The organism is Oceanicaulis sp. LC35, assembly GCF_052055585.1.
Lineage (GTDB): Bacteria > Pseudomonadota > Alphaproteobacteria > Caulobacterales > Maricaulaceae > Oceanicaulis.
On the sequence record NZ_CP170485.1, the window covers coordinates 912,310 to 938,692 of the forward strand.

Genomic DNA, 26,383 nt, shown 5'->3' on the forward strand with positions numbered 1-26,383 from the left:
CTACTCCTCGAGCAGGGTGTCCACCAGAGCGAACAGGTCGGCCCGTGCCGCGTCCTGATCCGCTGCCGGATAGCGCATCATATAGGCGGTGAGGGCGCCGTCATGGGCGCGGGTTCCCAGCACCACACGCTGAACGCCCGTAGGAGCCGGATGCTCGAATACGCGTTCATACACGGTCACGCCATCCGCACTTTCAAGTTCGATCCAGCTCTCGCGACGCGCTTCGGGGATGGTGTTCAAAAGCGCGTCCATCGCAGCGGGGCTGTCGCTTGCGTCCACATATTGCAGGCGCAAACCGAAATCATCGAGCGACCAGTACTGGCAGCCCGGCGCGTCATAGATGTCAAACAGCAAGAAGCCGTCTTCCATCATGGCGCAGCTGAGCTGGTCATGAACCACCGTATCGCCCTCTGCCCGCCAGCCGGCGTTTTCAGGGTGCAGAGTGACGAACTGCGCGGTCAGCGCTTCGCCGTCTTCGCCCGCCAGGGTCACGCCGCGCCATTGTTCGGCGGCAAGATGGGCCGGATTGGCGGCAAGGCCGGGCGGCAATTCGCCCATCCCGCCCAAAATCTCACGCCCGGCCGCCGCATGCATGGTCGCCTCGCTCCAGTCGGACTGGCGCGCATTGATATCGGTCAGCATGTGCCGGACCCGGTATTGCGACAGCGCGTCCGGCGCCGCCTCAAGCGCGATCAGCGCCTGATCCTCGGCCTGATCATAGTCGCTCGCGAACATGGCCTGCATGGCGCCGCGCAGAGGCTCCATAAAGCTGGGGTCCGGTTGCGAAGCGAGGCCCAGGGCGGCGGCGAGAACAAGCGTTTTCATAACGGGAACCTTTGGGGGCTAAGTAGATAAGGCAGTTAATTCTGTGCCTTAGCCTTAGCCTTCCCGGCGCGTCATGAAAGCCAGACGTTCGAAAAGTTGAACATCCTGTTCGTTTTTTAACAGAGCGCCGTGAAGCGGCGGGATCAGCTTGCGGGTGTCGCGTTCGCGCAGGATCGCCGGGTCTATGTCTTCAGCCAGAAGAAGCTTGAGCCAGTCCAGTAATTCGGAGGTGGAGGGCTTCTTCTTCAGGCCCGGCGCGCTGCGCACCTCAAAGAACATCTCCAGCGCTTCGGCCAGAAGATCGCCCTTGATGCCCGGGAAGTGGACATTGACGATCTGCTCCATCGTTTCCTCGTCCGGGAAGGCGATGAAGTGGAAGAAGCAGCGGCGCAGGAAGGCGTCCGGCAGCTCTTTCTCGTTGTTGGAGGAGATGATCACGATGGGGCGCTGTTCGGCCTTGATCGTTTCGCCGGTCTCGTAGACGTAGAATTCCATCCGGTCGAGCTCCTGCAGGAGGTCGTTGGGGAATTCGATGTCCGCCTTGTCGATCTCGTCGATCAGCAGGACCGGGCGCACGTCGGAATCAAACGCTTCCCACAGCTTGCCCTTGCGGATGTAGTTCTTGACGTCATGGACCTTGTCGTCGCCCAGCTGTGAATCGCGCAGGCGCGCCACGGCGTCGTACTCGTAAAGGCCCTGGTGCGCCTTGGTGGTGGACTTGATATGCCACTCGATCAGCGGCGCCCCCAGAGACGCAGCGACCTGGCGCGCCAGTTCGGTCTTGCCGGTGCCCGGCTCGCCCTTCACCAGCAGCGGACGTTCCAGAATGATGGCGGCGTTCACCGCTGCGGCCAGCTCTTCGGTGGCCACGTAATCCTTGGTGCCTTCAAAACGCATGATCGGGTTTTCCCCTGTTTTTCTGTACCCTACGAGCGTTCCCCCACGCCCGGTTGCAGCGAATTCAGCTTCACTCTAACGCTGTGCTTCGCCCGCGTCATCCGCGCGCAACGCCTGGAACATAAGCTCGGCCCGGCGCCAGTCATACTCGGTATCAATATCCTGAACGCGTTCAGGTGCAATTGTGATCGGTATGGAACGCGGTGAAAAAACCGGGGCTTCTTCCAGCAAGGCCTTGGGGCGACACCAGAAAAACTGCGCGGCGTCGTGAAAGGCTTCTTCCAGATCCTGTGATCGTGAACGGATGAATTCGGGATACATGGGCGCCAGACCCGGCCCGGTCTCGGACTGCACCTGACGCAAGGCGCGCTGCACCGGGAAGGCGAAGGGCGTGACCGAGATGGCGTAGTCCTGAGCCGGTGCGGCGACCAGGGCGTCGTGGCCGCGCTTGATATCCGACGCGCTCAGGAAGGGGGCTGTAGCGTAGATCGCGCAGACCAGATCCGGGCTTTCGCCGGTGATCTCGGCCATGGCGGTCATTGCGTGCTTAATGACGGGGATTACGCCGGTGAAGTCATCCGCCAGCTCGGGGGGGCGCAGGAAAGGCGCGCTGGCGCCGGCGGATTTGGCGACCTCGGCGATTTCGGGATCATCCGTGCTGACCACCACATGATCGAACACGCCTGTTTCGAGCGCGGCCGCGATGGGCCAGCTGATCATGGGCTGGCCATGGAAGGGGCGCACATTCTTGCGCGGAATGCGCTTGGAGCCGCCGCGGGCCGGGATGACCGCGATCTTCATGATCAGCGCCTGGTGTTCAGCGCGATGCCGTGGATTTCCGACACCGTGGAGGGCAGATGGAAGCTCTTGGACACCTTGGTGTGCTCATCAAACACGGTGATGGCGGTGTCGATGGCGATGTTCTGGCTGACGCCCATGGCGGCGGAATAGTTCCGGTTCCGGCTCTGACCGATGAAGAAGCGCGCGCCGTCATGGGCAAGGCCGCGGGCGAAGCCCGGAAACTGCCCCACACTCTGGGCGTTGTTCTTCAAAAGGCGCCCGCGCAGGGAATCCAGCACCACCAGCGAGCCGTCCACAAAGTCGATCGAGTGCGGCATCCACAAATCCGAGATGACCGGGCCGACCCAGCGTCTGTCCGCCAGATCATATTCCAGCACGACCCCGTCAAACACGTCCCGCTTCCAGTTGCCGGTGGCGGAGAACATGGACAGGTAGACGCTGTCACCCAGCACCAGAATGTCATTGCAATGGTGCTGCGCCGAGCCGGTGCGCGCCTGTTTGGGGCTGATCGGGATGCGATCGATCTCGTCGCCGTCTTCGGAATAAACGAGGATCGCATCGAGATAGGAGCAGGCGATGAAGTATTGCCGCTTCTCTTCCGACCAGCTCACGCCATGACAGCGCGCGCCCTGGGGCAGGGCGAAAGCCTTGAGGATGTTGTAGTCGCGGTCAAAGGTGATGAGGCCGCGCTCGTCATCAATGGCGATGAAGTGCTCGCCATGGGGGCGCAGGCCGTGGAAATTGCCTTTGAAGACCTTGCGGAAGCTATGCTTCGCGCCGGAGATGGTCAGCTCATAGAGCCCGCCGCCGGCTTCGGGATCATCCAGCGGCGGCAGGCCGCAGGTGAACAGTACTGTCTCCTCAAGGCTCTCCATCTCCGCGATGATGCGCAGATCATTAAGCACCGGGCTGACGACGAAGTCCTGACCGGGAACAAGGCCGAAGCTCGCCAGCTGTTCGCCCACTTCCACAAACGACGTGGTGCAGATCACCACAAAGGGGCGGGGCGACGCGCCCTTCAGGCTGTCCGGCTTGGCGATGGTCAGCCCGGCCTGGCTCTCGCCATGCAGATTGGGATTGTTGTCGACGATCCCTGTCACGCCCTTGATCCGGCGCAGGGTCTTGTCAGCGATATTGCCGGCGCCCGCCAGTACGATGGGCCGGCCCCGGCCACGCACATTCACATCGGCGAAGGTCGTAAACTCGGCTGTTGTCGTGCGGCTCATACCTCGGCGCCCTTGACCATGTATTGCTCGCGACGCGGATCATTCTTCTCAAGGTGGACCGGGCCATAGCTTGATGAGCCGCCCCAGACATCATCCTTGACCCATTGATCATTCTCAATGCGCCAGACGCGCGGATCGCGGAAGGTGTCGCAGATCCGGTCGAACTCGGCCTCGCTCATATCGACATATTTGAGCCAGCGCTCGAGATCGCGGCGCGGCTTGATGTGGTCATGCTTTCTGACCATTTCGAGCCCGGTCTTGTAGTCCATGATCCCCAGCCGCACGTCCTGGGTGGCGTGGTCGGTGGCGCGGCCATAGCCGAACTTGATGAACTTGAGATAGTCGTGAATCCCGTTCTCGTGCATGTCGTCGAGATTGGAGATTTTGCGGTAGGTGCGTTCGAACGGGTATTCGGCTTTCTTCCAGCCGTATTCGGCTTCGGCCACGGCGGCGCACTTGTTGCCGTTCCACTTCTCGTAAAAGCCCAAGTAAACGCCGCGCACGCCGACCCGGTCGATCTCCTCGTCTGAGGGATAGATCGCAAAGTCGAGTTCTTTCTCGGTCAGACCCATTTTCAGGTCCGGGCGGCCATGGCGCTCCAGCCCTTCATCGGTGAAGTCATCCCAATCGAGCCCGTGCAGGTCATGCTCCTTGCGGGTCTTGGCGGTAAACTCAGGGAAGTCTGAATAGGAGAACATGCCGCCCAGATCGACCCAGCCATGATCGCCCCACAGCATCAGCGGGATGTTGTGCAGGACCGCCTGCTTGATCGGGTAGGTCTTGATGCCGGCGTGGTTATGCCAGTTCATGTCGCCATGCAGCTTGAACCCCAGAAGGTTCATCTTGATCAGCGTATCTAGGCCGGGGCGATAGATGATGTGGTCGGCGGCGAAGGCCTCGCGCATCAGCTGGAGATTATACTCGCCCTCGGGCAGGAAGTTGTTGCCATGATAGGTGACCAATAGCGGGCGCAGGCCCAGCTTTTTGACCGCCAGATGGGTCTGGTAATAGCTGTCCTTGCCGCCGCCCACAGGGATGACGCAATCATAGCCTCTGGGATTGCGGTAATCGGCCACCAGCTCTTCAAGCATGGCCCAGCGTTCGTCCCAGTCGATCTCGACGGTCTGGCCCGCCACCCGGCAGCCCGAGCACACCCCGTTCTCGTCATAGGTCAGCGGCGCCGCTGACGAGCTGGGATAAAAACAGGTCTTGCAGAACTGGACACTCATGGCGCTTCCCTCAGGCTGGGATGTGGCGAGGACGAATCATCGCCGTGCTTAAGGGTAACAAAACGCCTGAATCGTTAAGTTTAGCCCAAGCGATGCACCACAAACGGGAAGGGCGGGCCCATGCGAACCCTGAGCGCACATCAGCCGGTCTACCTGCCGGGGTTGATCCTGTTTCACAAGATCGCCCTCAGCGATGTCTTCGTGCTGCTGCCGGACGTGCAGTTCCAGCGCCATAGCTGGCAGCAACGCAACCGGGTGCGCAATGGCCAGGAGGCGATCTTCCTGTCGGTGCCGGTGAAGAAATCCGGTGATCTGCATCGCACGATCCGCCAGACCGAGATCGCAGCCGAGCCCTGGCGGAAAAAGCATCTGACCACGCTGAAACAGGTCTATGGCAAGCGGCCGCATTTCGACGCGTATTTCCCGGCGATCGAGGCCCTGATCGAGCGTGACTACCCCAACCTTTCAGACCTCAACTGCGCGCTGATCCGCCATTTTTGCGAGGTTCTGGAGCTTGATGCACGAATTCTGGATAGCGCTGAGCTGGACCATGAAGGCGAAAGCCAGGACCGGCTGATCTCGCTTTGCCACGCGGCAGGCGCGGACGCCTATATCTCCAATGTGGGAGCGGCGAGCTATGTGGATGAGGCGGGTTTTTCCGCCAATGGCGTCACCCATTTCTGGCAGGCCTTTACGCCGCCCGAGTACCCGCAGGGCAAAGCCTTCCTCCCCAGCCTCTCCATCATCGACGCCCTGTTCAATCTGGGCCCGGACACGGCGAAACTGGTGCGCAGCTGTGGAGAGATGACGCGGGATCTCAAGCTGGCGCAGGCCGCGCTTGAGGCCTGAGCCTACATCCGCACGTCAAAGCCGGCGCGTTGCAAAGCGCGCTTGCCGCCACGATCGGCGAGTTCCTTGAAATGCCAGATATTGGCGGCAGCGACGGCGTCCGCGCCCGCTTTGAGGCCCTTGGCGTAATGCTCGTACACACCGACACCCGAACAGGCGATGACCGGGATGGTGACAGCCTGTGAGACCTGCTCGATCAGGGCGACATCATAGCCCGTACCGCGCCCGTCGCGATCGAGGCTCTGCAACAGGATTTCGCCGGCGCCGCGGTCTTCGGCCTCTTTCGCCCAAGCCACCGGATCACGGCCTGTGGCGGTCCGCCCGCCCTGGGTCATCACTTCATAGCCGTCTTCAGTCTGGCGCACGTCGATACTGACGACCATGGCTTGCGCGCCGAAGCGTTTGGAGACCTGGGTGATCAGCTCGGGCGTTTCAAAGGCTGCGGTGTTGATCGCGACCTTGTCGGCGCCGCGCTTGAAGATGTCGCGCACCTGATCGAGCGAGGTGACATGCCCGCCCCAGGTCAAAGGCATGAAACAATGGCTCGCCACCGCTTCGAGCACCTCCATGGCGTCGGCATAGGCGCGATTGCCCGCATCGCGGCGGCCCTGCGCCAGTCCGGCGGTGCGGGAGATATCAAGATAGATGAGCTCGTCCACCTTCCACTCGTTAAAGCGCGCCACCTCGTGCAGGGGATCGCCAATGATCTGATGGGTGGTGAACTTTTCAGAGCGGACCAGCTGGCCATTCATCAAGAGGAGGACCGGGATCAGACGCGGCATCAGCATGAGGCGACGAACTCCAGCCAGTTGTTGAGAAGGGCAAGGCCGGCCTTGTGGCTTTTCTCGGGATGGAATTGCGCCGCCCAGACAGATCCGTGCTCCAGCGCGCAGACAAAGCGCTCGCCATGCTCGCTCCAGCCCGCTGCGTCTTCTGCGCGTTCGGGTTCGCAAACAAAGGAATGGACGAAATAGAAGGCTTCATTCTCGGGCAGGCCCTTGAACAGGCCCTCCGTCTTTGTCGCCTCCACATGGTTCCAGCCCACATGCGGCACGCGATAGGGCGGATCATGGGGCGGCGGCGCGAGGCGACGCACCTTGCCGGGCACAATTCCCAACCCCTTGTGCTGGCCATGCTCGGCGCTTTCATCGAGCAAAAGCTGCATGCCCAGACAAATGCCCAGAAGCGGGCGATGCTGAGCGGCGATCTCGTCCTTGAGTAGCTGGGCGAGGCCCAGCTCCTGCAGATGCGCCATGCCTTCGCCAAACGCGCCCACACCGGGCAGGACCACGCCCTTCGCAGCGCGCAGCACGCCGGGGTCATGGCTGACCACGACCTCTGCGCCCAGATGCGCGAAGGCGTTTCTGACCGAGGTCAGATTGCCCATGCCATAGTCGATGATCGCAATCGTCATGAGCGCTTCGCTTATTGTCCCAAAAGGGCGTTGATCGCCTCGGCGGCGCGGCTCATGCCAAGCCCGTCAATCAGTTCGGGGCCCTTCTGGCTCAGGGCTTGAAGGGCGTCCTCATTCTTGAGAAGGCCATTCAGATGCGAGGACAGCTGTTCGAGATTATCGCCGTTCTCATGGCCCAGATTGATCAGGGCGCCATGGTCCTCGAACCAGTCGATTTCCGGGATCAGGTTTTCAAGCTGCGGGAAGACTAGCGATGGTGTTCCAGCCGCCAGCGCTTCATAGACCACCATGCCGCCGGTCATGATAGCGACGGGCGTGCGGGCGAGATGGCTGGCGACCTGGTGGGCGGGCAAGCCCTGCTTGGCGATGCCGCCATTATAGACCGCCATCTGCTTGAGGGCGTCAAAGTCGGGAAAACTCGACCCCACGATGAGGATGAAAGGGTGGGGTCTGGACAGCGCAGGTCCATGCTCGGCCAGCATCATCGCCCAGTCGGTCGCGCGCTCGCCACCGCCGCAAATAGCGATGACCGGCCCGTTGCGAGGCTCGTCATGGCGGGATTTGGCGAAGACGGGGGCAATGAGTGAATACGCGCCGCCACAGAGCGCCTGACCATCCGCGCGCAGATTGGGATAGCTGTGATACCGCTCGATCACCGTCCCGTTGATCACCAGATCGGCGGGGGCGTCAGAGCCGAAATCATCAATCATGATCCGCTTGAGCTGGGGCAGGGCGTCCAGCGCCTCCCAGAGCAGCGGGTCCTTTGCCGGTTGATCGACCAGCACGGCGTTCGCGCCGGTCTCGATCACCAACGCCTTCAGGAAGACATCCACCGGGCCCTTGAGCGGGACGATCTTGTCATGCGGGAAAAAGTCCTTCAGCGCGTCGCCCTGACCCAGAACATGGACGGTCGGGCGCTGGGGCAAAAGGTCGAGCAGGCGAGAACAGCGCGCCGCATGCGCGAGGCCGGTTTCGTGCAGGGCGTCCACACGGATGATCAGGGAAGTCATGTCAGCGCCTCCAATTCAGTCTCGATCACGGTGCGCGCCGTGTTGATTCTGGCGGCATCATAACGTGCATCGAGCCAGAGATTGATCACAGACCTGGACCAGGCGTCTGCATCTGGATGCGCGTCCTGGCGGGTCAGCTTCGGGAAGGACTGGCTCAGTGACGGATAATTGGTCCCGGCGTCGATGTCGGCCTTGCGAAGGGCCTCCACCACAAAGTCCCGCACTTTCGGGTCTGCCCTGACGATCAGCCGCCAGGGGGCGGTCTGGTTGAGGTCGATGACCTGCAGGTGCGGGTCAAAACCGCTGAGCGCCTCGATCCAGGCGTCCCGGCGTTCCTGACGTTCGGCGAGCCGGGTTGGCAAATGGGCGAGGGCGCGCAGAAGCGGCTCTTCGGTTTCGGGATCAAAGCCGAAGCGAAGCTGGCGCATTTCCTCAACCAGGGTGTTTTCAATGTCGGCAGACCGGCCCGCATTGCGCAGGGCGCGGCGTTCAAGCATCAGCTTGTCCTCATCGCGCTCCGCCCAGTCATCCAGTCCGGGGTAGCGGGCAGTGATGCGCTTGAGCTCTTCGGCCAGCGCCTTGTCGCGCGTGATCACCGCACCGCCAGAACCCGCGTCCAGCACCTTGCCGGGACCAAAGCTCACTATGCGTGCGATATCCTCAAGCCGGGCCTTCGGTGCAAAGCTTGAGGCGTTCGCGTCATTCTCGACCGTGACCCAGCCCAGCTCGCTCGCAGCCTTCCGAGTCTCGCTAAAGTCGAGCCGGAATCCATAAAGATGCGTGAGCAGAACCGCGCCCTTGCGGCCGGGGCGGGAGAGTATGCGAAGCTGTCTGGCCAGCGCCGCGTCTTCATTGATCCCGGTTTCGGCGCTGACCGGCGCCAGGCGCACTTCCGCGCCGCTGGCCCAGGCGCAGGCCAGAAGGCTGGGGCAAGCGTTGGAGGGGATCAGAATGGAGGAGCGGCCATGCAGGCCGAGCGCTTCAAACAACGCCAGATGCGCCGAGCGCGCCCGTCCGAACAGGATGGCCTGTCCGCCGTCAAACGCCTTGGCGAGCGCTGATGCTGCGCGTTCCGTCATGCGGTCCCGTCAGAGATCATTGACCAGTCCAGCGGGTCGCCGAAGCTGAGATCACGCGCCGCGGTCCGGCCCAGCACCTTCGTCCATTCACGCGGATGCAGGCCGCCGCCCGGACGCACCGAGCGCACATTGTCCTCGGTCAGGGTTTCGCCTGCCTTGATGTCGCGCGTGACATAAAGCGAACGGCGCACAGTGCGTGACCCGACTTCCGATTGCGCCAGCCCCTTGCGCACGCCGCCCAAAGCGGCATGGGCGTTGCGGGTTTCCTTCACAAGCGAGGCCAGCTCATCGGGCTCCAGCGAGAAGGCGGCGTCCGGTCCGCCATCCGAGCGGCGCATTGTGACGTGCTTTTCGATCATCCGGGCGCCCAGTGCCGTCGCAGCGACAGGAGCCGCGATGCCCGGCGTATGGTCGCTGAGCCCGATGGGCAGCTGCAGGCGGGCGATGAGGTCGGGAATGGTGTTCAGATCCGCCTGCTCGATCGGGGTTGGATAGCCCGAGGTGCAATGCAGGATGCACAGGCGCTCGCACCCGGCCTGTCGAGCAGTCAGCACGGCTTCGATGATCTCGTCCCAGGTCGCCATGCCGGTGGACATGATCAGCGGGCGGCCGGTTTGCGCGGCATAGGTGATCAACGGCAGATCAATGAGTTCGAACGAGGCGATCTTGTAGGCGGGGGGCTCGAACTGTTCGAGAAAATCAACCGCGGTGAAATCAAACGGGGAGGAGAACACCTCCATTCCATGCTTGCGACCCGCCTCGAACAATGCGGCGTGCCAGTCCCAGGGCGTATGCGCTTCCTCATAAAGGTCGTGCAGCTTGCGGCCGTCCCAGAGCCCGCCTTTGAGCACAAAGCCCGGACCATTATGGTCGAGCGTGATGGTGTCGGCGGTATAGGTCTGCAGCTTCAGGGCGTCCGCACCGGCCTCGGCGCAGGCATGGATGATCTCCAGCGCGCGCGACAAATCCCCGCTGTGATTGGCCGAGAGCTCCGCCACGATCACGGGCGGGCGGCTGTGATCCTCGATCTGGTCAAACACGGAAGAGGGGGCGGCCATGACAACGCTCCTGCCGGTTGAGGGGGCTTGTTTACTGTTATGATGAGTCTTGGTTCATTAAGAATGAAGCCAGATGGAGAGCGTCGTCAGATGACCTTGAGCGCGCATAACGCCCGGCAATGGGACGCGTTTTACAAAACCTCCCAGACGCGCGTTCCCTATACTGACGCGGCTGTGTTCGCGGTGATCGCGCTGTCGCGAGATCCCGATGCCGTGGTGTTCGAGTTCGGCTGCGGCAATGCCCAGAATCTGGGGTTCTTGCGCAGTCTTTTTCCAGACGCGACGCTGCTGGGCTGTGATGTCTCTGAACAGGCCCTGCTCAAGGGACGGCGAACCTATGACGGGCTGGGTCTGTTTGTGAGCGGCGATGCGCTGGGCCTGAAGCCCGGCTCCATTGATGTGATCCTTGAGCGCGCCACCTTGCAGCACATCCCCAAGCCCCTGGCGGCGCGCTATGTGCGGGAGATGTATGACGCGCTGAGGCCGGGCGGGCGGGCGTTTTTCGAGGTCGCCAGCACCGATCATGGCTATGCTCGCATGGGGGACGGGTCCGAAGATCCGGTCTTCGGGCATCGGGTCTTTTATGATCTTGAGGAGTTGCGGGCGCTGTTCTCGGATTTTCAGGTGGATCAGGTTTTTGATCGCCGAAGGATGCAGGTCGAGGGCGCCGGGCAGCAAAATGGCCGCCCCGTCTATGACGAAGCGGCCCTTCAGCTTTACCTCACCAAACCGGCCTAGCCGTTGCGGGCATCGACTTCTTCGGCAAGCGCCCCGGCGACCTGTTTGAGGATCGCGACCCAGTCCGCATAGCCCTTGCCGAAGAAGGAGCGTGTGGTGGGGAACCAGGGCGAGCGACCGGCGCCCATATGGCTCCAGATGCGCGGGTGCGGGTGGATATACCAGATATTGCCGCCCGCCGCCGCGCCCAGCGATGTGGTCGCGTTGGTGGGGCCGATGACCACATCGCATGCCTTGGCGAGCGCAGTGACCTGATCGAGATCGTTCTTCAGGTCGATGCCCTCAAGCGTATGCACATCCACGCCGAACTTGGACCTGACATAGGCGATATCCTCTTCCGCATCGCCATATTGCAGATTCACGAAAGTGACGCCGGGCGTTTTCAGCACCGGCTTCCAGAGCTCGAACGCCGAGAAGTGCTTGGATCGCTTGGCGTCCATCTTCAGCGACTTCCACAGAATGCCGACTTTCAGCCCCTCGGGCAGTTCGGCAAGCTTTTGACGCCAGTGCTCCAGATCCTCCTGCTTGGGCTTGAGCACAGGCTCCTTGGCGAAACTGTCGAGCGAGGTGCGGAAGGCGCGGGCCGGTTGGGCAAACGGCGTCCAGTAGTCAAATTTCAGCCCGTCTTCAAAGCCGATAACGCCCCGCAAATCCTTGCCTTCGCGCTTGATCGTGCGGTGGGTGCCGACAATGGCCTCGGGATAGACCGCCTGGATCATTGCCATGAGGCGTTTCTCGACCGCGATATAAAGCTGACCATCCGGGCCGATGGCGTCGATCAGATCGCGCCCCAGCTGCAGGAACAGGATTTCGTCGCCCAGCCCCTGTTCGCCGATCCACAGAACCTTCTTGCCGCGAATGGCCTCGACATCGTCGCCATCCCAACGCGGGGCGTCGATCAGGAAGTGGGTGACGTTCGTGTATTCAGGCTCCAGGCGGCTTTTGTACAGATCCCAGCCTTCCTCAAGTTGTCCGAGCGCCAGCAAAGACTGGGACAGGCCGTGGGACATGATGATCACGTCCTTCTGGGAGGCGGCGGTTTTCAGCGCTTCACGGAAATGATGCGCCGATTTTTCCGGCTCTCCCAGGAGTTCGTAGGCGAAGGCGGTGTTGTGGTGCGCGCGGGCGAAATCGGGCTGCAGGCGGAGCGCCTCGCTGTAGAAGGTCAGGGCCTGCTCGGGCTCGCCCTTTTCAAGCAGCGTCGTGCCAAGCGAGTTCCAGAAGTCCTTCTCTTCGGGGTTGGCGTAGATCGCCGCCCGCAAAATCTCGATGGAATCCTCAAACTTGCCTTGGTCGCGCAAGACACCGGAAAGGTTGATCACGCCCGCCGGATGGTTGGGGGCCAGCTGCAGGAACAGACGGAGGAATTTCTCGGCCGCCGGCATCATGTCCAGCTTCCAGGCCAGCATGGCGAGGTTGAGATAGATCTCGGAATTGTGCGGATTTAGCTGCCAGGCGCGCTCGTAGAATTGCAGCGCCCTGGCCAGACGTCCGAGGCGTTCCAGACAAATGGCGAGCGCATGGTTGGCGAGCGAGCTCTGGGGCGCGATGTCCACGGCATCCAGGCAGAGCTGAGCAGCCTTCGCCGCCGAGACGCGGTCGTCATCCACGATCTTCATAGCGCGTTTGAGCAGGCCGATCGCCTTGGGCGGCAGATTGTCGTCCTTGCTTTGAGCAGAGGAAAGCGCGCGCTGGACTTCAGTCGAGGCCGCTTCGTCGCGCCGGCCCTGAATGATGCGGACGGCTTCTTCTTCCCCGGCCGCCAGCTCCGCTTCAAGATCGAGCAAATCGCTCATTACGCATTATCCCTTGCAGTTTATGACGCCAGCAACGGATGGTTCGATTAAGGTTATGCTAATACTGTGCGTCTGCGGCTCAGCAACGGTTTCTTCACTCTGTCCTGCTTGAGTGTATGAGGTCGGGAGCTGTCAGGCCGCGCCGACGATGAAGGGTCAAACTAGTCATGCCGCTTAAGCTGTCTTTGAAGCCGGGTGAGAAGTTCGTTCTGAACGGAGCCGTGGTTGAAAATGGGGATCGCCGGGCGACCCTGGTGCTGCAAAACAAGGCCAGCGTGCTGCGCGAAAAGGACATCATGCAGGAGCATGAAGTCGATACGCCGGCCAAGCGCATCTATTTCCCCGTCATGATGATGTACCTCTCATCAACCAGTCAGGACGGATTATATGACGAATTCGTTCTGCGTATGACAGAGTTCATGAATGCCGTGGGCTCATCGGAGATTCTCTCCGAGTGCGTCTCTGTGAGTCGCGAGGTCATGGCGGGCGAGTTCTACAAGGCGTTGCTGCGTTGCCGGAAGCTGATCCAGTACGAAGCCAAGCTTCTGGCTGGTCCTGACGGGGCATAAAGAGGCGAAGCGTTCATGTCGTACCAGGCCTATAAAACCGCATCTTCCCGCACCGAAGACCCGCGCCAGACGGAATACCGTCTGCTGGGCGAGGTGACCCGGGGGCTGATGGAAGTGCGGGATGCGCCCAAAAGCGAGATCCGCAAACGCGTTGCCGCGCTGGACCGGAACCGGCGCGTCTGGTCGGCTTTTGCGGCCGATTGCGCCAGCTCTCACAACAGCCTGCCCGATTCCCTGCGCGCCGGGATCATTTCCCTGTCGATCTTCGTCTCCAAGGAGACGAGCTCGGCCATGCGCGGTGAGACGGATGTCGAGACCCTGATCGACATCAACCGGACGATCATGCAGGGGCTTGCGCCCTCCTGATCCGGCGGTCTGCGCGGTAAATCTCCCCTCCCGGTCGTTTTTGCCGGGTCGTTTGGGGTGCGCCTGACGGGCGCTCACGGCGCCTGATTTCAAGTCATTGAAAAATAGCCTGTATTTAATGCTGCGCGCGCGTCATGCGCGGCATGGGGATTGCTCTGGCCATAGCGGGACAAAATGTCCGCCGGCCAAGAACAGGCCGTTCGCTTCCAGAACGGAGGAACCCCACAATGATCGTTTCTGTGAACACCAACTCTGGAGCCATGATCGCGCTCCAAAATCTGAACAAGACCAACATGGACCTGCAAACTACACAGAACCGGATCAACACCGGTCTGGAAGTGTCTAGCGCAAAGGACAATGGCGGCATCTACGCCATCGCCCAGCGCATGCGCTCCCAGGTTTCTGGCTATGGGGTCGTCGGTCAGATTCTGGACCGGGGCGAGGCGACGCTCGACGTTGCGCTTGCTGCCGGTGAAGCGATTTCGGATCTGTTGATCGAGATGAATGAGAAGGCTTTGGCGGCGTCAGACGCATCCCTGGATACGGCTAGCCGCAGTGCTCTGAACGAAGATTTCAAGGCGCTGCGTCAGCAGATTTCCACGATCGTCAGCAATGCCGAGTTCAACGGTGTGAACCTCATCGATGGTTCGACCAACTCATTCGTGGCGCTGGCCAATCAGGACGGCTCGAACACTATCACTGTGAGCGCGGAAAACATGTCGCTCTCCGGCTCGATTGTGTCCCTGTCGGCCACGGCGTCGTTCGCGACCGCCACCCAGGCCAGCAATATCGCCTCTCAGATCGGCACCACGCTGGATTCGGTGAACTCGGCGCTCGCGCGTCTGGGCACCAAATCCAAGTCGCTGGAGATCCACTCCACGTTTGTCACAAAACTTTCCGACGCTCTGGAAGTCGGGATCGGCAATCTGGTCGATGCGGACCTGGCCAAGGAGTCTGCAGAGTTGCAGGCGCTTCAGGTCAAACAACAGCTGGGCACTCAGGCGCTTTCGATCGCCAACCAGCAACCGCAATCCATCCTGTCCTATTTCGGCTAGGGCGAGCGGTTCGGGCCGGGATTGTTCACGCAATCCCGGCCTTTTCTTTTCCGGAAAGGTTTGATTAACCAAATCAACTTCCGGCCGCCCGGCGCCACCCGGCAAGACTTGCCTCGCCCGGCAAAAATTACCCAGCATAACCGGCAATAAGTGCCCATTTTGCGGCGCAGGGTAAATGGTTTTTCGCCTGCGCTGCGACGAACAATCAATGGGTTAGGGGGTGTTTCTTCGGCAAAGGGTGAATCTGGCCCCAGCTTTGCTCCTAAGAACGCGGACCAGAAGGTCTGACGCGCAAAATGCACGTCACATCAAACGTAGAAACGTTACAGGAGCCAAGAAATGGCGACGATCAATACCAACCCGGGCGCAATGATCGCCCTGCAGAACCTGAACAAGACCAACATGGACCTCCAGCAGGTCCAGCAACGTATCAATACGGGTCTTGCGATCTCCTCCGCAAAAGACAATGGCGGCGTGTTCGCTATCGCTCAGTCCATGCGTGCTGACGTGGCCGGCTATAGCGCCGTGTCGCAATCGCTGGATCTGGCCCAGTCGACCGTTGATGTCGCACTGGCTGCGGGTGAGGCCATCTCCGACCTGATGGTCGAGATGAAAGAGAAGGCGCTGGCTTCCAAGGACGCCTCTCTGGACACCGCGTCTCGCAACGCGCTCAACGAAGACTTCAAAGCCCTGCGTGATCAGATCGGCACCATCGTGGCCAATGCCGAGTTCAACGGCACCAACCTGATCGGCAACGGCGCAGCTGACGTCGTCGCTCTGGCCAATGCGGATGGCTCCAACACCCTGACTGTGGGTGCGGAAGACCTCAGCCTGACTGGCGGCACCCTGTCCATCGGCACCGCGACCGAGATCAACACCGTGGCTGCAGCCAGCACCGCTGTTGCCGCCATCGAAGCCGGTCTCGACAACCTGAACACCGCCCTGGCTCGTCTGGGTACGGGCTCGAAGGCGCTGGAGATCCACTCCACCTTCGTCACCAAGCTCTCTGACGCACTGGAACGCGGTATCGGCAACCTGGTCGACGCCGACCTGGCGAAAGAGTCCGCACGTCTTCAGTCGCTGCAGGTCAAGCAGCAGCTGGGCACCCAGGCGCTGTCGATCGCGAACTCCGCGCCGAGCTCTATCCTGAGTTACTTCCGGTAATTCAAACCCAGTTTCGGCGGCCGCGTCATAGAAGATGGCGAGGCCGCCGGATAGCTGGCGCGCAAAAAGCGCGTCTCACCCGTAGAAACGGAACTTGAAGGAGCCAAGAAATGGCGACGATCAACACCAACCCGGGGGCCATGATCGCCCTCCAGAACCTGAACCAGACCAACAAGGATCTGCAACAGGTTCAGCAACGCATCAACACCGGCCTTGCGATCAGCTCGGCCAAGGACAATGGCGGCGTGTTCGCCATCGCCCAGTCGATGCGTGCAGACGTGGCGGGCTACAAGGCCGTCAACCAATCGCTGGATCTAGCTCAGTCCACCACGGACGTGGCGCTGGCTGCCGGCGAAGCCATCTCTGACCTGCTGGTCGAAATGAAAGAGAAGGCGCTGGCGTCTGCTGACACCTCGCTGGACACCGCGTCCCGCAACGCCCTGAACGAAGACTTCACCGCGCTGCGTGACCAGATCGGCACCATCGTGGCGAACGCCGAGTTCAACGGCACCAACCTGATCTCCAACGGCGCGACGGATATCTCGGCTCTGGCCAACTCTGACGGCTCCAACACCATCACCATTGGTGCGGAAGACCTCAGCCTGACCGGCACCACGATCACCCTGACGGCTGGTTCCCAGATCAACACGACCACGCTGGCGAACACCGCTGTGTCCGCCATCGAGACCTCCCTGGACAACCTGAACTCCGCACTGGCTCGCCTCGGCACCGGTTCGAAGTCTCTGGAAATCCACGGGACCTTCGTCAACAAGCTGTCGGACGCCCTCGAGCGGGGCATCGGCAACCTGGTCGACGCGGATCTGGCGAAAGAGTCCGCACGTCTTCAGTCGCTGCAGGTCAAGCAGCAGCTGGGTACGCAAGCGCTCTCGATCGCGAACTCCGCACCGAGCTCGATCCTGGGTTACTTCCGGTAATCCATAAGGCTTCGAAGGCGGGCTCATAGAAAATGGCCCGCCTTCGGAAGTGTCGCACAAAAAGTGCGTCGTAACCGTAGAAACGGAAATTTGAAGGAGCCAAGAAATGGCGACGATCAATACGAACCCGGGCGCAATGGTCGCCCTCCAGAACCTGAACCAGACCAACAAGGATCTGCAACAGGTTCAGCAACGCATCAACACCGGCCTGGCGATCAGCTCGGCCAAGGACAATGGCGGCGTGTTCGCTATCGCCCAGTCGATGCGTGCAGACGTGGCAGGCTACAAAGCGGTGGGTCAGTCTCTCGACCTGGCGCAGTCCACTGTGGACGTGGCTCTGGCCGCTGGCGAGGCGATCTCCGATCTCCTGGTGGAAATGAAGGAAAAAGCGCTGGCTGGCGCCGACTCCTCTCTGGACACCGCATCGCGCAACGCTCTGAACGAAGACTTCAAAGCCCTGCGTGACCAGATCGGCACCATCGTGGCGAACGCCGAATTCAATGGCACCAACCTGATCAACGGCACCCAGACCGGCGGCATCTCGGCTCTGGCCAATGCTGACGGGTCCAACACCCTGAATGTGGGTCAGGAAATCATGTCGCTGGGCGGCACCAACGTGACTGTGGCTGCGACGGCGTCGTTCACCACGGCTGCTGCGGCGTCCGGTCTGGTGGCGACCATTGAAACCTCGCTGGACAACCTCAACACGGCTCTGGCCAAGTTGGGCACCGGTTCGAAGTCTCTGGAAGTTCACAAGACCTTTGTGGGCAAACTGTCTGACTCTCTGGAAAAAGGCATCGGCAACCTGGTCGACGCAGACCTGGCGAAAGAGTCCGCACGTCTTCAGTCGCTGCAGGTCAAGCAGCAGCTGGGTACGCAAGCGCTCTCGATCGCGAACTCCGCGCCGAGCAACATCCTGGGTTACTTCCGGTAATCCATAGCGGAATCGGCCGGGGTGTAACGTGGGGTTCCGCCCCGGCCGATCTTCCCAGGTGAAACGTCAGAGAGCATAGGGAGAAAGCAGGAGGCGCCGACGCCGCCAAAGCGTCGACGAAAAGAACATGAATATTGGTAGTATCGTACCGATCACAAATGCCCAGGGCGTAGCTCCTGAGCCAGACCCGTCTGAAAAGGCTGTCGCTTCCTTGTCCCGACGTGGACAGGTGGGTGGCGAGGAGACTGACAAGTCAGTCGCCGAGCAAGGCTCAGCCGTCGTTCAGAAGTCCGCAGATCTCGAACGGATCGAGTCCCTGCGTGATCGTGTGAACGCCAGCCTGCGGACCCGTCTGCAGATCGACCGGGAAGAAGAGAGCGGCAAGTTCATCTACCGCCTGTTCGATCCGGAAACCGGCGAGGTCATGCGTCGCTGGCCGCCCGAGAAGTATCTCGATCTGATCGCTTTCCTGAAGGATCAGCAGGGCGGTGTCGTTGACCAGATCGTCTGATTGCCTCTCGGCAGATTTGAACCGGCATACCGGCAAAAATTAACCATGCGTAGCGCTGGCGGCCCAAGGCTGCGCGGCGCCGATTTGATTCAAGTTGTTGTTTTAAAGAAGGGTTGAGCGTTCTGGCCGAATTGGCCCATGGATTGCTCCTGTATGCGGTGAGCGGCCGTCGAATGCGGCGCAGTATTGCAATCGGGAGAAGACCAATGGCGCTCAGCGTCCACACCAACACCTCGGCGATGATCGCCCTGCAGAACCTCAACAAGACCAATGAGGACATCCAGGGCGCCCAGAACAGGATCAACACCGGCCTGCGCGTGTCTGGCGCGAAGGATAACTCCTCGGTGTACGCTGTGGCGCAAGGCATGCGCTCTGATATCGGCGCACTGGGCTCTGTGAAGTCCTCACTGGATCGCGCCGTGTCCATCGGCGATGTCGCGATTGCCGCCGGCGAGTCCATCTCCGATCTCCTCATCCAGATGCGCGAGAAAGCCACCGCCGCACTGGACCCTTCGATCGATACCTTCTCCCGTCAGGCCTATGACAGCGACTTCAAGGAGCTGCTTGACCAGGTCCGGGTGATCCTGACGAACGCCGAGTTTGACGGCGCGAACCTGCTGAACGGCTCGCTGACAAATGGCATCGCCTTCCTGGCGGATGCGGATGCGACGCGGTCCGTCACACTGGCTGGCCAGAACCTGTCGATTGGCGGGTCGATCATTACGCTGGCGGCGACCGCCAGCCTGGGCACGGTCACGTTGTCGGGGCAAGTAGTCAGCGCGATTCAGAACAGTCTTGATAACGTCAACCAGGCGCTCGCCAATCTGGGTTCCGACCTCAAGAAGATGGAAGCGCACCGGACCTTTGTGGGCAAGCTGACCGACAGCCTGACCGAAGGCGTGGGCAATCTCGTGGACGCTGACCTCGCCAAGGAATCCGCCCGCCTGCAGGCCTTGCAGGTCAAGCAGCAGCTGGGGGTCCAGGCGCTCTCGATCGCGAACTCCGAGCCGCAGATTATCCTCAACCTGTTCGGCGGCTAATCCGCTTTCTGACATCACCACCACGGCGAACCGTCCGACTTCTCCCGATGTCGGGCGGTTTGTTGTTTCAGGGGCAGCCGGACTCGGCGCACCCTGACGCCAGGTTTCAGGGAGCGAAGGCATGAGCGAGCGCTTTTTGCCCTACGGGCGGCAGTGGATCGACGAGGCGGATATCGCCGCCGTTACAGCCTGTCTGCAATCAGATTACCTCACCACGGGACCGGCGGTCAGCGCCTTCGAGGAGGCCTTCAAGGCGGCGGTCGAGGCGCCCCATGCCCTGTCCTGTCACTCCGCAACCGCAGGCCTTCATCTGGCTTATGACGCGCTCGGGCTGAAAGCCGGGCAGTGCGCCATAGTTCCCTCTATCACCTTCGTGGCGACCGCGAACGCAGCGCGCTATTGCGGCGCCGATGTGATCGTGTGCGATGTCGACCCGGACAGCGGCCTGATGACCCCTGAAACCCTGTCGGACGCCCTGACGCAACTGGACGGGCGGACAGGTCTGATCGCGCCGGTGCATCTGGCGGGCGTGCCATGCGATATGGCCAGGCTGAGCGAACTGGCGCGCGGGCATGGATTGTCTGTTGTCGAGGATGCCTCGCATGCGGTCGGAAGTCTGGATGAGAGCGGAGCGCCCACGGGCGCTTGCCCGCATTCTGACGCCGCCATCTTCTCCTTCCATCCGGTCAAGACGCTGGCGTGCGGGGAGGGGGGCATGGTCACCACCCGTGACGCCGCACTGGCGGAGCGTGTCGCCCTGGCGCGCTCTCATGGCATTGTGCGCGACGCGTCACGATTTGAGCGTACCGAAGGCGCGGATGAGCCCTGGTGGTATGAGATGCAGACGCTGGGCTGGAACTATCGCATGCCCGATATCAATGCCGCGCTGGGATTGTCACAGCTGAAAAAGCTGGCCCTGTTCGCGGGGCGTCGTCGCCAGCTGGCGCAGACCTATGAGGGCCTGCTGGCGGGGCTGGGGCCGCACCTCTTGTCTCCGGCGGGGCGGTCTGGCGTGGATCCGTGCCGGCATCTTTACAATGTGCGGATTGATTTCGAGGCGGTGGGCAAAAGCCGCGCTCAGGTCATGGCGGAGCTGCGCGATCAGGGCGTGGGAACCCAGGTGCATTACATCCCGGTCCACCAGCAGCCTTATTACACAAGACTTTATGGCCAGCAGAATTTGCCGGGCGCCGAGCGCCATTATGCGCGCACCCTGTCGCTGCCGCTCTATCCCATGATGGAAGATGAGGACCCGGCGCGCGTTGTGACTGCGCTACTGGGCGTGCTCGGCCTTTAGGCGGACCGCTTTTCCATCAGCGCCCAGGTCGGATTGTCCAGAGCGCTGGTGCGCTTCCAGGCAAAGCCGTCCGCGACGACTTCCAGATCCTTGAAACGGTCCATGAAGAAGCCTGCAAAGTCGCGCTTCCACAGATGGTCGGTCATGCCGCGATAGACCAGCTCGACCGGGTCGGGATTGAAGTATTCCGACACCAGAATAAAGCGCTTGGACACGCGATACATCTCGTCGGCCACCTGACCGAGATTGTCCGGATGGACGTGGATCAGCACGCCATTAGTGAAGACAAGGTCCATACTGGCGTCATCAAAGGGCAGATCCTCGCCCCGTCCGGCGCGGATATGGCTTTTCGGCAGCACGCCGTCCCTGATCAGGGTTTCGCGTGCGCTGTCATTGGGTTCGACGGCGAACAGCTCGGCGTCTGACAGGCGCTGCAGGGCGCGCTGGTTCAGACCCAGATTGCAGCCCACTTCGCAAATGGTCTTCGGTTCGCGCGTGCCAAAGGCATCCAGCCAACGTGACCACAGGCGCGTGCGCGCCCGGATACGGAATTCCTCGGGGCTGCAGCGCTGGGTGTATTCGTCGCCGAACTCGCCCGACCAGGTGTTCACGGGATCATGGGACATGGATCAGGCCTTCCGCGCGAGCTTTTCGTTGAGAATGGTCTGAAGCGCCCGGGCGTCGAGGCGCTCGGGGTTGGAGTCAGACTGGTATTCAAAGCCTTCAGGAACCGGCACGGCGCCGTCTGCAAACCATTCCGCACGCAGCCGCTCGGAATTGTGCGGTAGGATCACATAGCGATCCTCCAGCTCCACGGTGGCGCGGGAATCATCGGCCGGGACCATCACCTCGTGCAGCTTCTCACCCGGGCGGATGCCCACCATCTTGTGCGGCAGGTTCGGCGCGATCGAGCGCGCCAGGTCCACCGTGCTCATAGAGGGGATTTTCGGCACGAACACTTCGCCGCCCTTGGCCATTTCCAGCGCCGACAGCACGAAGTTCACGCCTTGCTCGAGCGTGATCCAGAAGCGCGTCATGCGCGGATCGGTGATGGGCAGATGATCTGCGCCTTCGGCGACCAGCTTCTTGAAGAAGGGGACGACCGAACCGCGCGAGCCGACCACATTGCCATAGCGCACGACCGAGAAGGTCGGGCCGTCTTCACCGCCCATATGCTGGGCGGCAGTGAAGATCTTGTCGGACGCCAGCTTGGAGGCGCCATACAGATTGATCGGACTTGCGGCCTTGTCGGTGGACAGCGCGCAGACATGCTTCACGCCGCGCTTGATGGCGGCGCGCACGACATTCTCGGCGCCGAAGACATTGGTGCGCATGCACTCAAACGGATTGTATTCCGCGATCGGCACGTGCTTGAGCGCGGCTGCATGGACCACCACGTCCACACCGCGCATGGCCATGTCGAGCCGGCCTTCATCGCGCACATCGCCGATGAAATATCGCATGAAGCGGTGCTCTTCAGGATTGAAGCGCTGGGCCATCTCGTACTGCTTGAGCTCGTCGCGCGAGAACACGATCAGCTTCTTGGGCTTGTACTCGTTGATGACGGTCTGGACGAAATGATGCCCGAACGATCCGGTCCCGCCCGTAATCAGGATGGTCTTGCCATTCAGGTCGATGCGGGGGGTGCGGAAGTCGCGCCCGAGAAACAGGCGATCCACGTCATCCGAGGCGCGTTTCGAGGTGTTCGGCGGCTGGCTCATCGAGAACGACTTTCCATAGTTCATGGATCACAATTCAGGCCACGATCATGGGTGTCGGTTAACGGCCCGTTAGGCGGGTAAAACTGATACTCGGATTCGATGGAAGCGACAGCTTCCCAGCCTCGGGGGACAGGATGGGCGCGACGGTGATCGTTCAGGCGGGTGGCGGGCTAAGCGCCTTGCCGGACCGTGAGCTTGTTTCCCTGGGCGGCCGCACCGCCTTGTCCTGCACGCTCGAAAGGGCCCGCCGCATACCAGGCGCGGAGCTTGTGGTGTGTGCGGTTCCTGATGATCGCGAACATGATCTGGTCGCCGAGGAAGCCGCCGATTGCGCCGTCATGGTCGTGCGCGGTCCTGCGGCGGACCCGCTCGGACTTGTCAGCCAGGCGGCGCGTGAGGCCGGGGCTGACACGGTGGTCCGCATCACCAGCCAGTGTCCGGTCATCGATCCGATCATCGCCGGCGGCGTGCTTGGACTGCTCACCGACGCCAATGCCGATTACGCCTCCAACACCATGCCTGCCAAGTTCCCGCACGGGCTTGATTGCGAGGCGTTTTCCGCCTTGTTGCTGGATGAGGCGGACCGCAAGGCGGATACTCTGGCCGAGCGGCGTTCGGTGACGGGCTGGATGCGTCGGCATCCGGGGCTGACCCGCGCGAACCTGACCGGCCCGGGCGGCGGGCTTGAACATTTGCGCTGGACGCTGGAGACGCCTGAAGACGCGGCCTTCCTGCAAGCCCTGTTCTCGGAGCTGGGGTCAAAGGCCCTGACCGCGACCGCCGCCGAGATGGCCGCGCTTTGCCTGAGGCGCCCGGATCTGAGCGAGCTCAACGCTGATCGCGTGGACTATGCCCGTCTGGTGTCGCCAGAACGCGCCAGTGTTGAAACCCGGCCCATGCGGTTCCCCTTTGCCGCCTGAAGGCTTGATGGGGCGTTTACTCTAAATCCTAACGATTTGTTTGCTCGTAAGGTCGTAATCTGCCTTCCGATGCAACAGGTGCGTCGACCTTTTGGGATTTGGGCTGCAGACGATGGTCATTTCGTCCAACCTTCTTAGCGCCTGGTATGGCGCACAGAGTGCGGTGGCGCTGTCGCGGACGACAGCGTTCTCTTCCTCTGCGTCAAATTCCCAAAGCGCCAGCCAGTCCAAATCGAGCGAAGTTCTGCCGCCGTGGGATGCACGCGGTGAAATCGAGGCGCTCGACGTTCTCAAGCGCAGTGCGCTCGCCAATGGCGTCTTCTTTGACAAGAAGCTGGGTGATTTCGCCAAGCTCGATGTGAGCGAGGACGAGAAGCAGCTCTTCGCCATGTATCAGGGGCTGCGTCGCTTGCAGGCTCTGGGCTCGGAAGCCGCTGAAAAGACGACCACCGATACCCGCCGTGATTTCCTGAACCGCCGGTTCCAGGAAGGGCTCGAGCAGCTCAACAGCTTCTTTGGCGATCTGGACCTTGAGGGCGTGACCGTCCTCAAGGGCGAGGAATTGTCCAAGGCCGAAAGCACGCTCGCCATTTCCCGCGGCGTTTCCGAATACACGACCTCGATCGTTCATACCGGCGCCTTTGACGCCGAAGTGGACAATTTTCAGGGTGATGTCTCCTTCACGATCAATGTGAAGAAGTCCGGCGTCAGCACCCCCATCGCCATTGATTTGGCGAACATGGGCGCGACCCCGCGCACGCTCGACAATGTCGCCGACTATATCAACACCGAGCTTGAGGCGGCGGGCATGCTCAGCCGGATCGAGCGGGTGAAGATTGGCGAGAAGGACGAGAACGGGATCATCCCGGGCAATGACTTCGGCTTCAAGATCAAGGGCATCCTGACCGAAACCGTGAGCTTTGAACCCGCCAGCGGCAATCCGGCGGTCTATATGGTCGGCGTATCCGGCGACCGCGAAGGCGCGGGCGGTCAGCTGACCAAATATGTCGACATCGCCAATGGCGGCGAGGCGGCCTTCATGCGCCGCATCGAAGCGGATGGCAGCGTGACGACCACCGATGTCGCCGTGCCCGGCGGTGAAGAAGGTGAAACTGAAACCCGCACCAAGACCGAATCCAATCCCCTGCGCATTCTGGACTCCGTTCAGGGCGCGGATGGCGGTCTGTATGTGGTGGGCTATGCCTCCAAAGGCGTGGCCGGACAGACGATCAAGGGCGAGCAGGATCTGATCCTGATGCGCTATGACACCACCGGCAAACAGGTCTGGGCCCGGACGCTGGGCGCAGCGGGCAGCGCCGAGGGTGCGTCCATCGCGCTCGACGCCAACGGCAATGTGGTCGTGGCCGGTTCCATCGAGGGCGAGCTGGGCGATACGACCCAGCTGGGCGGTTCGGATTCGCTGGTTTCCAAATTCTCCGCAGATGGCGTCGAGCAATGGACCAAACGCTTCGGCGGCAATCAGGATGACAGCGCAACTGCGGTCAGCGTCGGCGCTGACGGCACGATCTATGTCGCTGGTCAGACGGATGCGCCCCTCGGGGGCGTGGTCAATGCGGGCAAGGCTGACGGTTATCTGCGCGCCATGGATGGCGACGGCAATGTCATCTACACGCGCGCCGCAGGCGCCAGCGCCGGTGAAGACAGCGCCCAGTCCATCGCCCAGGCGACGGATGGCGGCCTGATCATCGCCAGCGAGGTGGATGGCCGCGCGGTGCTGACGAAATACGCCGCCGGAGACGACGGCACGGGCGCGGCTGTGTGGTCCATGGATCTGGGTGATCTGGATGGCGGCCGCATTGGCGAAGTCACCGTCGGCGATGACGGCGCGATCTATCTGGCGGGCGCCGCCGGCGCAGGCTTTGCGCCTTCCGCGCCGCTGACGGCCAATGCCGGTGGGCGCGACGCCTTCCTGATGAAGATTTCCGACGGCCCGAGCGCAAGCGTGGACTTCACCACCTTCCTGGGCTCGGCAGAAGACAACTCCGCCAGCTCGGTGACGGTCAGCAATGGCGTCGCCTATGTCTCGGGCAAGACGTCCGGCGCCTTGCCGGGGCAGACCCAGACGGGTGACCGGAACGCTTTTGTGGCGGGCTTTGACACGACCAGCGGCGCGGTGACCTTCACGCAGCAGCTGTCCGGTCGTGGCGGTCTGGCCGAAGCCAATGCTGTCGTGGTGGACCCTACGGGCGACAACGCGCTGGACAAAATGGGCTTTCCGACCGGCGAAGTGCGCTATGCCGACAGCCGCGTAATCACGGCACGGTCGAGCGTGCGTGAAGGCGACCATTTCTACATCTCTGTGGATGGCGGCCGGAAGAAGAAGATCACCATCGACGCGGACGAGACCATGCGGTCTCTGACCTTCAAGCTGAACGCGGTGCTGGTGCTGGACGGCAACTCGGATGTGCGTCGCTCCGCCAATGGCGACATGCTGCGCATCAAGCCCAAGGAAGGCGTCAAGATCGAGCTATTCGCCGGTGATGACGGCCGCGACGCGCTGTCCGGACTGGGACTGCCTGAAGGCTCGATCATCGGCAAGGGCTCGCTTCTGGACAAGGATGACAGCACGTCCGACGCGCCCGAAATCTTCGCCATGGAGCTGCCGACCTCATTGTCGATCTCCAGCAAGGACGGCGCCGCCAAGGCGCTCGAAGCTCTGACCAAGGCCCAGTCGGTCATTCAGCGCGCCTATCGTGACCTGACCACGGACCCGGCGCTGAAAGCGCTTCTGGACGGGCCGCAGGCCGGCAAGCGCGGCGGGACCGTGCCATCCTATCTGTCGGCGCAAGTTCAGAACTATCAGGCCGGTCTCGACCGCCTTCTGGGCGGCGGGGGCGGATCCACGCTCGGCCTGTTCTGATCCGCCGACATGCAGATACAAAAAAGCCCCGGAGCCTGGCTCCGGGGCTTTTGTCTGTCAGGGCTGTG

At 61.7% G+C, this 26,383-nt stretch carries 26 protein-coding genes; 13 read left to right on the top strand and 13 right to left on the bottom strand.

Annotated elements, in window-relative coordinates; translation table 11 throughout:
- From ACFELO_RS04250 to ACFELO_RS04270, 5 genes are all read right to left on the bottom strand, one after another.
- On the bottom strand, nt 1-825 hold the full coding sequence (locus tag ACFELO_RS04250; protein ID WP_440959333.1) for a hypothetical protein: 825 nt from the start codon (nt 823-825) through the stop codon (nt 1-3).
- Between the two features lie 54 nt (nt 826-879).
- Entirely contained in the window at nt 880-1,722 is an 843-nt protein-coding gene (locus ACFELO_RS04255; protein WP_009801410.1) for an AAA family ATPase, read from the bottom strand.
- Between the two features lie 75 nt (nt 1,723-1,797).
- A complete protein-coding gene (gene pseF, locus ACFELO_RS04260; protein WP_440959334.1) occupies nt 1,798-2,523 on the bottom strand; it encodes a pseudaminic acid cytidylyltransferase in 726 nt (241 codons plus the stop codon).
- Between the two features lie 2 nt (nt 2,524-2,525).
- Nucleotides 2,526-3,749 carry a DUF4915 domain-containing protein gene (locus ACFELO_RS04265; protein ID WP_440959335.1) on the bottom strand — a complete coding sequence of 408 codons (1,224 nt, stop codon included), beginning with the start codon at nt 3,747-3,749 and terminating at the stop codon, nt 2,526-2,528.
- Nucleotides 3,746-4,978, bottom strand: coding sequence for an N-acetyl sugar amidotransferase (locus tag ACFELO_RS04270; protein ID WP_440959336.1), 1,233 nt, complete (start codon nt 4,976-4,978; stop codon nt 3,746-3,748). Before ACFELO_RS04270 ends, ACFELO_RS04265 begins: the two co-directional genes overlap by 4 nt.
- Nucleotides 4,979-5,098: 120 nt before the next feature.
- On the opposite strand from ACFELO_RS04270, the gene ACFELO_RS04275 reads away from it, so the two are divergent.
- Nucleotides 5,099-5,827 (top strand): WbqC family protein, encoded by a 729-nt coding sequence (locus ACFELO_RS04275; protein ID WP_440959337.1) that lies wholly within the window; start codon nt 5,099-5,101, stop codon nt 5,825-5,827.
- 2 nt (nt 5,828-5,829) lie between these two features.
- Here the strand turns inward: ACFELO_RS04275 and hisF are convergent, their stop codons facing one another.
- Genes hisF through pseI form a run of 5 tightly spaced genes read right to left on the bottom strand, consistent with a single transcriptional unit; the run spans nt 5,830 to nt 10,388 of the window.
- Nucleotides 5,830-6,615: an imidazole glycerol phosphate synthase subunit HisF gene (gene hisF / locus ACFELO_RS04280; RefSeq protein WP_440959338.1), complete on the bottom strand. Its 786-nt coding sequence runs from the start codon at nt 6,613-6,615 to the stop codon at nt 5,830-5,832.
- On the bottom strand, nt 6,609-7,241 hold the full coding sequence (gene hisH, locus ACFELO_RS04285) for an imidazole glycerol phosphate synthase subunit HisH (RefSeq protein ID WP_440959339.1): 633 nt from the start codon (nt 7,239-7,241) through the stop codon (nt 6,609-6,611). The genes hisF and hisH overlap by 7 nt, the downstream gene beginning before the upstream one ends.
- Before the next feature lie 11 nt (nt 7,242-7,252).
- On the bottom strand, nt 7,253-8,251 hold the full coding sequence (locus tag ACFELO_RS04290; RefSeq protein ID WP_440959340.1) for a hypothetical protein: 999 nt from the start codon (nt 8,249-8,251) through the stop codon (nt 7,253-7,255).
- Entirely contained in the window at nt 8,248-9,330 is a 1,083-nt protein-coding gene (locus tag ACFELO_RS04295; RefSeq protein ID WP_440959341.1) for a DegT/DnrJ/EryC1/StrS family aminotransferase, read from the bottom strand. Before ACFELO_RS04295 ends, ACFELO_RS04290 begins: the two co-directional genes overlap by 4 nt.
- Complete coding sequence (gene pseI / locus ACFELO_RS04300) at nt 9,327-10,388, bottom strand: pseudaminic acid synthase (RefSeq protein ID WP_440959342.1); 1,062 nt, start codon at nt 10,386-10,388, stop codon at nt 9,327-9,329. Before pseI ends, ACFELO_RS04295 begins: the two co-directional genes overlap by 4 nt.
- A gap of 90 nt (nt 10,389-10,478) precedes the next feature.
- Here pseI and ACFELO_RS04305 point away from each other — a divergent pair, with 90 nt between their 5' ends.
- Nucleotides 10,479-11,126: a class I SAM-dependent methyltransferase gene (locus ACFELO_RS04305; protein ID WP_440959343.1), complete on the top strand. Its 648-nt coding sequence runs from the start codon at nt 10,479-10,481 to the stop codon at nt 11,124-11,126.
- On the opposite strand, the gene ACFELO_RS04310 is transcribed toward ACFELO_RS04305, so the two are convergent.
- Complete coding sequence (locus ACFELO_RS04310) at nt 11,123-12,922, bottom strand: tetratricopeptide repeat protein (protein ID WP_440959344.1); 1,800 nt, start codon at nt 12,920-12,922, stop codon at nt 11,123-11,125. The genes ACFELO_RS04305 and ACFELO_RS04310 overlap by 4 nt on opposite strands.
- A gap of 167 nt (nt 12,923-13,089) precedes the next feature.
- Between ACFELO_RS04310 and flbT the strand changes: the two genes are divergently transcribed.
- From flbT to pseC, 9 genes are all read left to right on the top strand, one after another.
- On the top strand, nt 13,090-13,491 hold the full coding sequence (flbT, locus tag ACFELO_RS04315) for a flagellar biosynthesis repressor FlbT (RefSeq protein ID WP_440959345.1): 402 nt from the start codon (nt 13,090-13,092) through the stop codon (nt 13,489-13,491).
- A gap of 15 nt (nt 13,492-13,506) precedes the next feature.
- Nucleotides 13,507-13,857 carry a flagellar biosynthesis regulator FlaF gene (gene flaF / locus ACFELO_RS04320; protein ID WP_440959346.1) on the top strand — a complete coding sequence of 117 codons (351 nt, stop codon included), beginning with the start codon at nt 13,507-13,509 and terminating at the stop codon, nt 13,855-13,857.
- A gap of 230 nt (nt 13,858-14,087) precedes the next feature.
- Nucleotides 14,088-14,912, top strand: a complete 825-nt coding sequence (locus ACFELO_RS04325) for a flagellin (protein ID WP_440959889.1) — start codon at nt 14,088-14,090, stop codon at nt 14,910-14,912.
- Between the two features lie 339 nt (nt 14,913-15,251).
- Nucleotides 15,252-16,076: a flagellin gene (locus ACFELO_RS04330; protein ID WP_440959347.1), complete on the top strand. Its 825-nt coding sequence runs from the start codon at nt 15,252-15,254 to the stop codon at nt 16,074-16,076.
- 110 nt (nt 16,077-16,186) lie between these two features.
- A complete protein-coding gene (locus ACFELO_RS04335; protein ID WP_440959348.1) occupies nt 16,187-17,011 on the top strand; it encodes a flagellin in 825 nt (274 codons plus the stop codon).
- 106 nt (nt 17,012-17,117) lie between these two features.
- Complete coding sequence (locus tag ACFELO_RS04340; RefSeq protein WP_009801393.1) at nt 17,118-17,945, top strand: flagellin; 828 nt, start codon at nt 17,118-17,120, stop codon at nt 17,943-17,945.
- A gap of 211 nt (nt 17,946-18,156) precedes the next feature.
- The gene (locus ACFELO_RS04345; protein WP_440959349.1) at nt 18,157-18,456 is read left to right on the top strand and encodes a flagellar protein FlaG; all 300 of its coding nucleotides are present in this window, start codon (nt 18,157-18,159) and stop codon (nt 18,454-18,456) included.
- Nucleotides 18,457-18,662: 206 nt separating this feature from the next.
- Complete coding sequence (locus ACFELO_RS04350) at nt 18,663-19,496, top strand: flagellin (RefSeq protein WP_440959350.1); 834 nt, start codon at nt 18,663-18,665, stop codon at nt 19,494-19,496.
- A 121-nt stretch (nt 19,497-19,617) separates the two neighbouring features.
- Entirely contained in the window at nt 19,618-20,793 is a 1,176-nt protein-coding gene (gene pseC, locus ACFELO_RS04355; RefSeq protein WP_440959351.1) for a UDP-4-amino-4,6-dideoxy-N-acetyl-beta-L-altrosamine transaminase, read from the top strand.
- Here pseC and ACFELO_RS04360 read toward each other — a convergent pair.
- Both ACFELO_RS04360 and pseB read right to left on the bottom strand, forming a co-directional pair.
- A complete protein-coding gene (locus tag ACFELO_RS04360; protein ID WP_440959352.1) occupies nt 20,790-21,419 on the bottom strand; it encodes a pseudaminic acid biosynthesis-associated methylase in 630 nt (209 codons plus the stop codon). The two genes, pseC and ACFELO_RS04360, sit on opposite strands and share 4 nt — an antisense overlap.
- A gap of 3 nt (nt 21,420-21,422) precedes the next feature.
- On the bottom strand, nt 21,423-22,538 hold the full coding sequence (gene pseB, locus ACFELO_RS04365; RefSeq protein ID WP_440959353.1) for a UDP-N-acetylglucosamine 4,6-dehydratase (inverting): 1,116 nt from the start codon (nt 22,536-22,538) through the stop codon (nt 21,423-21,425).
- Between the two features lie 110 nt (nt 22,539-22,648).
- On the opposite strand from pseB, the gene ACFELO_RS04370 reads away from it, so the two are divergent.
- The gene (locus tag ACFELO_RS04370; RefSeq protein WP_440959354.1) at nt 22,649-23,434 is read left to right on the top strand and encodes a glycosyltransferase family protein; all 786 of its coding nucleotides are present in this window, start codon (nt 22,649-22,651) and stop codon (nt 23,432-23,434) included.
- Nucleotides 23,435-23,546: 112 nt separating this feature from the next.
- Nucleotides 23,547-26,315: a hypothetical protein gene (locus ACFELO_RS04375; RefSeq protein WP_440959355.1), complete on the top strand. Its 2,769-nt coding sequence runs from the start codon at nt 23,547-23,549 to the stop codon at nt 26,313-26,315.
- The last annotated feature ends 68 nt before the right edge of the window (nt 26,316-26,383 follow it).